Below are 11314 nucleotides of genomic sequence, written 5' to 3'. Positions count from 1 at the left end.
AGTCTGGGCCGTGTCTCAGTCCCAGTGTGGCCGATCACCCTCTCAGGTCGGCTATGTATCGTCGCCTTGGTGAGCCGTTACCTCACCAACTAGCTAATACAACGCAGGTCCATCTGGTAGTGATGCAATTGCACCTTTCAAGCAGATATCATGCAATATCTACTGTTATGCGGTATTAGCTATCGTTTCCAATAGTTATCCCCCGCTACCAGGCAGGTTACCTACGCGTTACTCACCCGTTCGCAACTCATCCGGAAAGAGCAAGCTCCTTCCTTCAGCGTTCTACTTGCATGTATTAGGCACGCCGCCAGCGTTCATCCTGAGCCAGGATCAAACTCTCATTAAAATAATTGTTTGTCTTAAACTCATTCTGTCACTGACAGATTTATTGTTTTTTTATTGTTCAGTTACTATAACTTCCGTTATAGCGCCCTGCACATTGGTTCGTCTTGTTCAGTTTTCAAAGGTCTTTGTCGCTCTCGCGCGACAACTATATTAGTATATCACGACCTCTTCTCCTTGTCAATATCTTTTTTCTATTTTTTTAAAAAAAGTTTTTCTTTTTTTAAAAAAATAGAAAACGAGAAGTGGATTCTTCTCGTTTTCTTATGATTATACAAGTTCTTTATATTTTTTCTGTTCTGCTTTATTTGCCCAAACGTAATGTCCTGGCTTGATTTCAACCATTTCTGGTTTGTCGGTTGAATAATCATGCTGATCAGGATCATAAACTTTCAGAACTTTTTTGCGTTCTAGAATTGGATCTGGAATCGGAACTGCCGATAGTAGAGATTGTGTATAAGGATGAATTGGGTTGTTAAACAATTCTTCCGTTTCAGCTACTTCTACAATAACACCTTTGTAAATAACCGCAATACGATCAGAGATAAAACGAACTACTGAAAGATCGTGTGCTATAAAGAGATAAGTCAAGCCCAACTCTTTTTGGAATTTCTTCAGGAGGTTCAATACTTGTGCACGAACTGATACGTCTAGGGCAGAAATTGGTTCATCTGCAATAACAAATTCTGGCTCCATTACCAAGGCACGAGCGATACCAATCCGCTGGCGTTGTCCACCAGAGAATTCATGGGGATAACGAGTCAAATGTTCTGCTAGAAGACCCACTTCATGCATAATCTCTTTTACTTTACGTACTCGGTCTTCTTCATTTTCGAATAGATGATAATTGTACAAACCTTCTGAAATAATGTAGTCGACTGTTGCACGCTCATTCAAGCTAGCTGCTGGGTCTTGGAAGATCATTTGAATCTTTCGGATTAATTCATTTTCATCCTTGCGCGATTGCTTCCCATTGATCTTTTTGCCATCATACAGGATATCACCTGCACTAGTGTCATTCAAACCAATGATTGCACGACCAATTGTCGTCTTCCCACTACCAGACTCACCAACGAGGGAAAATGTTTCCCCTTTATTGATGAAGAAATTTGCATTCTTTACGGCTACAAATTTTTTACTTCCTTCACCGAAGGAAATTTCTAGATCTTTAACTTCTATTAATTTTTCTGTCATTTCCTTCTCCTAGTCCTTGATTGTAGTGAATCCCATTTTTGCACTTATTTTTTCATGAAGATTATCAATAATTTCTGGTTTATTGACTTTTGGTGCATCTTCATGCAAGAGCCACGTTTTAGCCCAATGTGTATCTGAAACTTTGAAAACTGGTGGATGTTCCTCAAAATCAATTTGCATGGCATAGTCTGAGCGCAAAGCAAAGGCATCCCCTTTTACCGGTGAGTACAATGATGGAGGAGTCCCTGGGATAGAAAATAAATCACCCTTAGAAGTAGACAACTGTGGCAAACTTGAAAGAAGACTCCATGTATAAGGATGTCTTGGGTCATAGAAAATTTCTTCTACTTTACCAAATTCTACAATTTCACCAGCATACATTACGGCAACCTTATCTGCAATACTTGCCACCACACCCAAATCATGGGTGATAAATATTGTTGTAAAGTTATATTCTTTTTGTAATGATTTCAACAAGTCAATGATTTGGGCTTGAATAGTTACGTCGAGGGCCGTTGTAGGCTCGTCACAGATCAAGATATCAGGACGGCAAGCAAGCGCAATAGCAATAACGATCCGTTGGCGCATCCCACCTGAATATTGGAAAGGATATTCATCAAAGCGACGTTCTGCTTCCGGGATTCCCACCTTTTCCATATAGTCAATAGCCATTTCTCTGGCTTCTTTTGCACTCTTGCCTTGGTGTTTAATAATAACCTCTGTAATTTGTGATCCGATTGTATTAATCGGGTCCAAACTGGTCATTGGGTCTTGGAAGATCGTTGCAATTTTTGCACCACGAATTTCTTCCCAATCTTTGTTTGACTTGAGTTCTGTTAATTCTTGCCCGCGATAATTAATGGTCCCATTGGCAATTCGTCCGTTTTCTTCTAACATTCCTGTAAAAGTTTTTGTCAAAACAGATTTACCAGAACCTGATTCACCAACAAGCGCCATGACCTCTCCTTCAACAAGATCCAAAGAGACATTGCGAATAGCTGTTAAGACACGATCCCGAACATCAAATTCTACTACGATATCGCGAGCAGATAAGATTACATTTTTATCATTTGTCATATCTACTCCTCCTATCTATGTGTACGTGGATCGCTGGCGTCTGCAAGATTTTGTCCAACGATATAGAATGACAAGGATACCAAGACTAAGACTGTCAATGGAATCCAGAAAAGATACGCATTGGTTGTTACGTTTTGTGAGTAGTCTGAAATAAGACGACCTAAACTTGGAACTGTAATCGGCAATCCCAATCCAAAGAAGGAAAGGAAGGCCTCAGTCGAAATAAAGGCTGGCAACAATTGTGTAGTTGTCGTCACAATAACAGAAACCAACTGTGGCAAAATATTTTTCGTCACAATTTTAAGGGTTGGTGTACCCAAGGTGCGACTGGCCAAGTTGTACTCTAAATCGCGGTAACGCATAATTTGGACACGGATAGAGTAAGCAATCCCAATCCATCCTGTCACTGTCATCGCCAAAATCAAGTTCCAGAAACCAGCACCAATTGAGTAAGTCAAGACAATAACAATCAACATGAATGGAACATTTGAAATAACGTTATAAACTTCCATCATGAAGCGGTCGATTGATTTTGACACACCCCAAATCCCGCCGATCACTACTCCAATCACAACGTTGATCAAGGTAGCAATAAAGGAGATGATAATCGAATTGCGGGCACCAAACCAAACTCCATCAAACAAGGATTTACCATTGTTATCCGTACCAAAGAAGGCCTTGGTGCTTGGCGGATTCAAACGGGCAGTAAAGTCATTTACTTTACTTACATCATTGTAATCAAAGTTTGAAAACATTGGGTATACAAAACTCATTAAGAGAATAGCAACCAAAACGGCTAACATCAAAATGGTTGATTTCTTTTTGAAGAATTGACGGAATACGGATTTCCAATAGGAGTAAGACGGCGCATCAATTGTCTCAGAGGCAAAATCATCACGTTCCACAAATTGGAATTTCTTCTTATCGATTGTAGACATTATTTGCCTCCTTTCTTAGTTGTTAGTTTGATACGAGGGTCTACCATAACCATAAGGATATCTCCAGCCATTGCTCCAAATACAGCAAGAACAGTAAAGATGAAGACAAGACCAACTACCATGGTATTATTGGATGCCTTGATAGAATCAATCAACATTTTACCCATACCAGGGAAGGCAAAGACAGTTTCTGTCAAAGTTGCCCCTGAAATGACTAGAACCAATTGAACAGGAATCCCTGTAACGATCGGAACCATGGCGTTTTTGAAGATATGTTTGCGGGAAATTTCTTTCTCAGAAAGCCCTTTGGCACGTGCAAAACGGACAAAGTCTTGAGAATGCAAGTCGATCATGTAACGGCGAATCCAAACTGCCAATCCTGGTGCACTCAAGAGACCCAAAATCACAGAAGGTAGTACATAAGAGCGCCAATCCTGAGCCCCTAACACTGGGAAGGAATCTGGTAAGCCGATAGAAGAGCCAGCCAAGCGAACGATGTAAACCAAGGCAATCGTCGGCAATGACATCATAAATGTTAAAGTTGCCGTAGATGCACTATCAAACCAAGTATTCTTCAACAAGGCCATATAAGATCCTAAAGGAATAGCAATCAAGTAGGCAATCGCAATCCCGATTAAACCGATAATGGCTGAGCTCACAATCATGGATGGATTTTCATAGTTGCTCAATGTTGCTGTATAAGCATCTCCTTTACCAAAGCGGGCGATATCTTGAGCATCTGCCTTGCTTGGTGATTTGTATGTACGAGAGTAGATATTGATAGAAGATTCTTTTTTTCCTGTTGGGAAGTTTACTTCACTCTTCTTAGTTGTACCTTGTCCTTGTGTAATAACCTGAAGAACAGGTGTATTTGAATAAGTTGGGTAAGATTCACCCAAGTTTAAGGATACAAAATTTTGATGAATGAACGGGAATTGACCATTGAAATACAAAAGATATTTATGTTTAGTCCCCGAACCAACTACTGACCAACCAATAGCTGGGTCATTTTCAATTCGAATATAGCGTTCAAGTTTTGGATTAGAAGCATCTTTGATGACATTTGGATGGTCAATCTGAATCAGATTACCATAGAATCCAATAACACGTTCAAAGACAGGGACTTCACGAGTAGCGTAAAAACCTTTGTTTTCAGGGAAACGTTTCAATACCCAGCCATTTCCAAGGTTAGAAATGTACTTTTTGTAGATCTTCTCGTTTTCTTTAGTAGGCTCTACTGTTACTGATGAGTCTTCCTTGCTTGCTTTTTCTTTCAAAGCTTTTGAATCAAGATATTCTATATACCCCATGCGATCATAGACTGTATTTTCATAATTGATTTTAGAGTCTTTTGTTTTCGCAATCTTGTTATAGTTAGGGTCGTTTTTGAAAATTAAATTTCTTGGGGTTAGCGTATAAATAATTGTATACGTCAATGTCGTAACCAAAAAGATCGACACCAACGAACGTAAAATACGCATAAATATATATTTTTTCATATTCCGTTCCTTTAATGTTCAAAAGAACTTTCTCCCCTATTAGAGAAAGTTCTGATGAAGGTGATTATTTGACGTGTTTTTCAAGATCTTGCTGAGCCTTCTTGTTTGATTCAGCTTTTTCTTTCAACCATTTTTCACGTGCTTGATCATATTGTTTTTTAGTGACAGGTTCATCTTGAATTTCAACATATTTGAAATAAGTTGATCCTTTGTTACCTGTTTGTGATGAAGGTTCAGAGAATGGAACCACTTTTGAAACCACTGTAGCTGCACCAGAGCTTGTCATAGTTGGAATTACCAATGCGCTATCTGTTAACCAAGCTTGCGCTGCTGCAAATTTTTCATAACGTGTCACTACGTCTAGGGTTTCTTTTTCTGCATCATCAAGCAACTTCGCATATTCATCTAAGCCAACAGCCTTAGCAGAGGCATTATCGACACCACCAGCAAATCCAAGATAAGTCTTAGTTTGGTCTGGAGAAGATGGTTGCAAGGTATCAAGGTAAGTAGATGGGTCATCATAGTCTGGATTCCATCCTACAAGTCCTTGAAGGTCCCAGTCAGTTTCTGCAGCTGATGGTACGTTAAGAGTAATGTTCAAGACTTCATCTTGGTCCATCATTTGAAGGTCCACAACAACGTTTTCTGTACCAAGTGTTTCTTCAACTGATTGTTTGAAGGATTGCATCCGTGACACAAAGTTTGTTGAGTTTTGTGCAACCGGAACATCCAAGTGGATTGGGAATTGAACACCCTCTTTTTGGAGTTCAGCTTTTGCCTTTTCAAACTGAGCTTTTGCTTTTTCCTTGCTATAGAGTCCGTTTTGACTGTCTGCAAGATTCACACCGCTCCATTGATCCCCATAAGTTTGCAACTTGTCTGCTACTACATCACCAAAGTCTTTACCGTTTACTTGAACAAAGGCAGGTGCAGTGTACATATTTCGAATAGCAGCCTTAGCGTATTCTTTACCATTAACTTGTGCTGAATAATTTTCGCGGTTCAAGGCAAAGGTGATGGCTTGACGGAAATCCTTGTTCAAGATAGCTTTCTTCGTAGAAGATTTCTGCTCATCTGATGTTTTAGAAGTATGGTTGTAGGCTTGACGGTCAATGTTGAAACCTAAGACTGCGACACCAGAACCAGGCTGTGTGTTGTAGATATTGTCTTTGTATTTTTCTTCAACAGACGCAAAGTTAGAGCTAGCAGGGTATAGACGCGCCTTGGTATATGAACCATCGCTAAAACCGCGCGCTATGGAATCTTGATCTGATCCATCATAATAAGACAATTTAATCTTGTCAATATGAACGTTGTCTTTATCCCAGTAATCTTCGTTCTTTTCAAAAGTGATTTCTGATTTAGAAGTGATTGATTTCAAAAGGAATGGACCATTGAACAAGATTGATTTGACATTACCTGGTTGACCAAATTCATCACCCTTGCTCTTCAAGAATTCTGTACTAATTGGGAAAAGAACTCCATTAGTTGTTTTTGAATTCCAAAAAGTTTCTGGTTGATTCAAAGTATACTCAAGTGTATAATCATCTATTGCTTTGACCCCAACCTCAGAGAAGTCTGAAATTTTTCCTTCTGAGTAGTCTTTCAATCCTTTGATTGAGTCTTTCACCAATGGAAGAGATTCTGATTTCTTGTCTGCCGCATGCTTCAATCCAGTAACAAAGTCATGGGCTGTTACTTCACCATGCTCTTCGCCGTCGGCATCATACCATTTAACACCCTTACGGATTTTGTAAGTATAAGTCAAACCGTCTTTTGAAACAGACCAATCTTCAGCAATAGATGGCACAAGGTTTCCGTATTTGTCATTTTCCAACAAACCATCTACACCGTTTGTTGTAATATCGTGTACGGAAGCTTTTGAAGATACGGTGTAATCCAAAGTTGTAGGATCATCTGTATAAACATAGCCATACGTTGTATCTTTTTTTGATGCAGACTTGCTATCTTTTGAGCCAGAACATGCTGCAAGGAAAGTTGCTGCGAGCAATGTTACTCCGGCAAATGCAAAAACTTTACTTTTTTTCATTTTGAGTCTCCATTTTATTGAATTTAGATAGAATTATAGCATAAGTAAAGAAAAAAGTAAACTAAATTTTCTGAATATTTGGCAAGTGAAAGGAGCCACTAAGCGGGGGACTGTCTAAAAAATCAATCCTTTTTAGTGGCTCCTTCCCTTAAATAAACTTATGCCTTCTTACTATCCCAATTATTTTTCATCTATTTCGATTCGATGTGGTTCTTTAATTCTTCTTGAGCTTTTTTATTGGATTCAGCCTTTTCTTTTAACCATTTTTCTTTGCTTGCATCGTAATCCTTTGTCTTGATGACTTCTTCTGACAGTTCAAGATATTTATAGTTGGTTCCAGTTCCTTTTGTTCCAACCCATGAAGCCGCACGACTATATGGAACAGTCCGTTGCAACATTGGAGTTCCACCATTTGAAACAGTCGGCAAGATCAATGAACTATCAGTTAGCCATGCCTGAGCAGCTGCGTATTTCTCATAGCGTACAGCTTGATCATTCACTTCAGCATTGGCATCTTTTAAGAGTTCTGCATACTTCCCAAAGTCAACTGCTGGAATAGCAGGACTATTTGAGCCTGCATCCACACCTAGATAGTAGAAAACAGAACCGTTAACAGGACTTAAGCTCTCTAAATAAGTAGATGGATCTTGGTAGTCTGGAACCCATCCACCTCCTGCAAGGTCATAATCTTTCTCAGCAGCAGTATCTGTGAAATAGGTAATATTGTTAAAGTCATCATCAGATAATTTCTGAATATCTACGACAACATTGTCTGCACCGAGAACAGCTTCTACGGATTGTTTAAAGGAGCTAGCCTGTTGTACCTGACTGTTATCTGTTTGACTGACAACGTAATCCAAATGAATTGGGAATTCTACCCCTTCTTTTTGCAGTTGTTCTTTAGCTTTTGCAAACTCAGCCTTGGCTTTTTCTTGATTGTAGAGAGTGGTTTGGGCATCATCTAGATTGACATCTTTCCACTCATCTCCATAGGTCACCAATTGTTTCTCAACAACCTTACCGAACTCTTCTCCATTTACTTGAACAAAAGTCGGTGGAACCAAGGTATTCCGAAGAATCTTGGTCGCCGCATCTGCTCCCGATGTTTGAGCTGCATAGGCTTCACGGTCAAAGGCAAAGTTTACAGCTTGACGGAAGTCTTTGTTTAAAATCGCTTGTTTTGTGGACGATTTCTGAGCATCTGTTGTTTTGGCTGTATGGTTATACTTCTGACGATCAATGTTGAATCCGAGGTAGTATGATGTTCCGTATTGAACACCATAAACAATATTATCACCAAATTTCTTTTTCACACTCTTATAAGTGGAGCTATTTGGCATTACTGTCGCAAATGAATATTGTCCATTCTCAAATTTCTTGATGACAGATTCTGGATCTGATCCGTCATTATAGGTCAACTTCACATGATCAATATGAACATTCTTTTCATCATAATATTCCTTATTTTTCACAAGTTCAATCTGTGATTTTGAAGTTAAATTCTTCAAATAATAAGGACCATTATAGAGAATACTACTTGGCTTCAAAGAACCGAAGTCTTTCCCTTGAGATTCTAAGAAAGCTTTGTTAACCGGGAAGAGGACGCCTGAGGTCGTCTTAGAATTCCAAAAACTTTCTGGACGTTCCAAGGTATATTGAACGGTATAATCATCTAGGGCTTTCACGCCAACTGTATTGAAATCTTTTGTTTCACCTTTGACAAATGCATCTAAGCCTTTAATCGAATTTTGGATTAAGAAAAGACCCTCAGATTTTGCTTCCACAGCGTGTTTGATACCTGTCACAAAGTCCTGGGCTGTTACAGCACCATACTCTTCTCCCTCACTGGTATACCATTTTGCATCTTTTCGAAGTTTATAGGTATACACCAAGCCATCTTCTGAAACTGTCCAGTCTTCTGCCAAACTTGGGATTAAATTTCCATATTTATCATTTTCTAACAAACCATCAACAAGGTTACTTGTAATATCAGACGTCGTTGTACGAGTCGATGCAATGTAGTCCAATGTATTTGGATCTGTTGAATAAATATAAGAATAAGTAGATTGATTGCTGCTTCCACCACCGCAGGCTGTCAATAGAAGAGCGCTGGCTAGAGAAACACCGGCCAGTACGAACCGTTTATTTACTTTCATCACTATCTCCTTATGTTAGGTTTTCTACCATTATACACTATTTCTTCCATTTTACCAACTATCTTTCAAATTTGCCTATGACCTTTGAGTCCTAATAGAGCAAAATAGGATTAGAGCAGTTGCCTTCTTTTATGATACAATAGTAGAGACAAAAAACAATCGAGGATTCAAACGTGAAAAAAATAATCACCTTACTTCTTTGTCTAATACTTGCGCTTCTCAGTACGTCTCCTGTAAAAGCGGAGGACCTAGACCTTGGAGCCCAGCATGCTATTGCGATTGATGGGACAACAGGTAAAATACTCTATGAAAAAAATAGTGATGAGAAAAAAGAGGTTGGCGGAATCAGCAATCTCTTGACTACTTATCTCGTTTACGAAGCCATTCAGCAAGGAAAAATCTCTTTAACTGATGATGTGGATATTTCTGATAAAGCCTATCAACTGACAGCTGTTGAAGGAATCAGCAACGTTCCCATGGAAGCCCGTAAATACAAGGTTAAGGACTTGCTCACTGCTCTCCTCGTATCAAACGCCAATAGTGCCGCCATCGCCTTAGCTGAAAAAGTAGCTGGTAGCGAAGAAAAATTCGTCCTCCTCATGAAAGCAAAGCTCAAAGATTGGGGAATTACAGATGCGACGATTGTGAATGCTAGTGGATTGAACCAATCTATCATTGATGGGGATGAGGAAAATAAAAAGAAAAATACCGAAAATAAGCTGAGCGCTTATGATGTGGCAGTCATCGCAAAACATCTTCTAGAAGACTTTCCTGAAGTTACAAAAATCACCTCCCTCTCCCATGCAGAATTTGCTGGAATTCAATTGGAGAGTAGCAACTATATGCTGGAAAACATGCCCAGCTATCGAGCTGGGGTGGATGGTCTAAAAACTGGAAATTCCGAAAAAGGAGGGATCTCATTTGTCGCTTCTACTAATCAAAATGGGATTCGAATGATTACCGTTGTCATTGGTGTTGAGGCAATCGATGGTGACCCTTACGCACGATTTGTTGCAACAGCCAACCTGATGAATTATGTGAGCCAAAACTTCGTTCCAAGCCTCATTATCAGCAAAGGCGAAGCATACAACAACAGTAAATCAACGGTTCACGATGGCAAGAAAACAAACGCCACTGCTGTTGCCAAGGATGACTTCATCGTGATCGAACGACAAGGAAGCCAAGCAGAAGCTAAAATCACCTTTAAAAGTAACCAATCTTCATTTAGCGCTCCTATAAAGAAAGGTACTTCTCTCGGAACCCTTACCTACACTGATCCAGAACCCATCGGTCGAGGGTATATCGAAGGTAAAGCCCCTAGTATGGAAATGGTGAGCGGAGAAAATATCCAAAAAAGTTTCTTCTTAAAGGTGTGGTGGAATCAATTTGTTCGCTACGTCAACGAAAAACTATAAATACTCATAAACAAAAAAAGAGGTCACCCTCTTTTTTTGTTTATTCAATTCCGTCAACAGAACTTCTATCAAACTTCGAAATAAGGAAAAGCAGTATCGCTGTCTATTGGATGAGTCGGGATTTCTTGTTCAATCACCGCACGCCAACCTGCTACCAATTCTCCAAAAGATAAGCTAGCTTCAGGTGTAGCTGTTGTTAGCTTCCGACCAAACCAAGCCATGGTCGCCGTTTCTAATTGAAGCATGGCATAACTAATCACAGGAACATTGGCAGCTTCGTAATTTTCATTGACTGCATGGGCTACTGCTGGTGCTTGAGGCAAGAATTGAAGGCGGATTTTTTCTACAAGTTCTGGATCCAATTCTTGCCAAGAAATTAATTTCCCATCGATTTGATAATACAAATCAAATGTTTCTTGACCCGGCTTAAAATTCACTAGCATAAAGGCACGATCCGCTTTATCAGGACCGCCAACAGCCTTCACAGCATTGATCAAGAGATTTTGTTCCATCTGTCTCCAATAATCATCTGCTTCTTCTGCTAGATCAATTGTAAAGGGTGGAACAATTTCCTCAACAGGAATTTCGCCCTTATTCGCTTTTTCAACATTACCAAATAATTTTTTTAAGAATCCCATTTGCT

General features: G+C 39.5%; 8 protein-coding genes and 1 rRNA gene. 1 reads left to right on the top strand and 8 read right to left on the bottom strand.

All coding sequences use genetic code 11. The annotated features are described in order from the left end of the window. From QM873_RS05620 to QM873_RS05590, 7 genes are all read right to left on the bottom strand, one after another. Positions 1 to 346: ribosomal RNA gene (locus QM873_RS05620) — 16S ribosomal RNA — on the bottom strand; the annotation flags it as partial. A 266-nt stretch (positions 347 to 612) separates the two neighbouring features. After that, the gene (locus tag QM873_RS05615) at positions 613 to 1536 is read right to left on the bottom strand and encodes an ATP-binding cassette domain-containing protein (RefSeq protein WP_048714745.1); all 924 of its coding nucleotides are present in this window, start codon (positions 1534 to 1536) and stop codon (positions 613 to 615) included. 9 nt (positions 1537 to 1545) lie between these two features. Next, on the bottom strand, positions 1546 to 2613 hold the full coding sequence (locus tag QM873_RS05610; protein ID WP_023022224.1) for an ABC transporter ATP-binding protein: 1068 nt from the start codon (positions 2611 to 2613) through the stop codon (positions 1546 to 1548). 11 nt (positions 2614 to 2624) lie between these two features. Further along, positions 2625 to 3551 (bottom strand): oligopeptide ABC transporter permease OppC, encoded by a 927-nt coding sequence (gene oppC, locus QM873_RS05605; RefSeq protein WP_023022222.1) that lies wholly within the window; start codon positions 3549 to 3551, stop codon positions 2625 to 2627. Further along, complete coding sequence (locus tag QM873_RS05600; protein ID WP_023022220.1) at positions 3551 to 5050, bottom strand: ABC transporter permease; 1500 nt, start codon at positions 5048 to 5050, stop codon at positions 3551 to 3553. The genes oppC and QM873_RS05600 overlap by 1 nt, the downstream gene beginning before the upstream one ends. A gap of 64 nt (positions 5051 to 5114) precedes the next feature. Then, positions 5115 to 7100: a peptide ABC transporter substrate-binding protein gene (locus QM873_RS05595; RefSeq protein WP_219074983.1), complete on the bottom strand. Its 1986-nt coding sequence runs from the start codon at positions 7098 to 7100 to the stop codon at positions 5115 to 5117. 191 nt (positions 7101 to 7291) lie between these two features. Then, positions 7292 to 9256 carry a peptide ABC transporter substrate-binding protein gene (locus QM873_RS05590; protein ID WP_342992243.1) on the bottom strand — a complete coding sequence of 655 codons (1965 nt, stop codon included), beginning with the start codon at positions 9254 to 9256 and terminating at the stop codon, positions 7292 to 7294. A 173-nt stretch (positions 9257 to 9429) separates the two neighbouring features. On the opposite strand from QM873_RS05590, the gene pbp3 reads away from it, so the two are divergent. After that, a complete protein-coding gene (gene pbp3, locus QM873_RS05585) occupies positions 9430 to 10671 on the top strand; it encodes a D-alanyl-D-alanine carboxypeptidase PBP3 (protein WP_272125623.1) in 1242 nt (413 codons plus the stop codon). Positions 10672 to 10739: 68 nt separating this feature from the next. Here the strand turns inward: pbp3 and QM873_RS05580 are convergent, their stop codons facing one another. Then, positions 10740 to 11309 carry a hypothetical protein gene (locus QM873_RS05580; protein ID WP_414278963.1) on the bottom strand — a complete coding sequence of 190 codons (570 nt, stop codon included), beginning with the start codon at positions 11307 to 11309 and terminating at the stop codon, positions 10740 to 10742. Between the last annotated feature and the right edge of the window lie 5 nt (positions 11310 to 11314).

It is taken from the genome of Streptococcus australis (assembly GCF_047463015.1).
GTDB lineage: Bacteria > Bacillota > Bacilli > Lactobacillales > Streptococcaceae > Streptococcus > Streptococcus australis_F.
Note: the sequence above shows the minus strand (reverse complement) of the source record. Positions and strands in the feature narration are given on the sequence as shown.

Coding starts and splice junctions, on each gene's coding strand:
- QM873_RS05615 (WP_048714745.1), bottom strand. CDS start 1,536: ATGACAGAAAAATTAATAGAAGTTAAAGATCTAGAAATTTCCTTCGGT.
- QM873_RS05610 (WP_023022224.1), bottom strand. CDS start 2,613: ATGACAAATGATAAAAATGTAATCTTATCTGCTCGCGATATCGTAGTA.
- oppC (WP_023022222.1), bottom strand. CDS start 3,551: ATGTCTACAATCGATAAGAAGAAATTCCAATTTGTGGAACGTGATGAT.
- QM873_RS05600 (WP_023022220.1), bottom strand. CDS start 5,050: ATGAAAAAATATATATTTATGCGTATTTTACGTTCGTTGGTGTCGATC.
- QM873_RS05595 (WP_219074983.1), bottom strand. CDS start 7,100: ATGAAAAAAAGTAAAGTTTTTGCATTTGCCGGAGTAACATTGCTCGCA.
- QM873_RS05590 (WP_342992243.1), bottom strand. CDS start 9,256: ATGAAAGTAAATAAACGGTTCGTACTGGCCGGTGTTTCTCTAGCCAGC.
- QM873_RS05580 (WP_414278963.1), bottom strand. CDS start 11,309: ATGGGATTCTTAAAAAAATTATTTGGTAATGTTGAAAAAGCGAATAAG.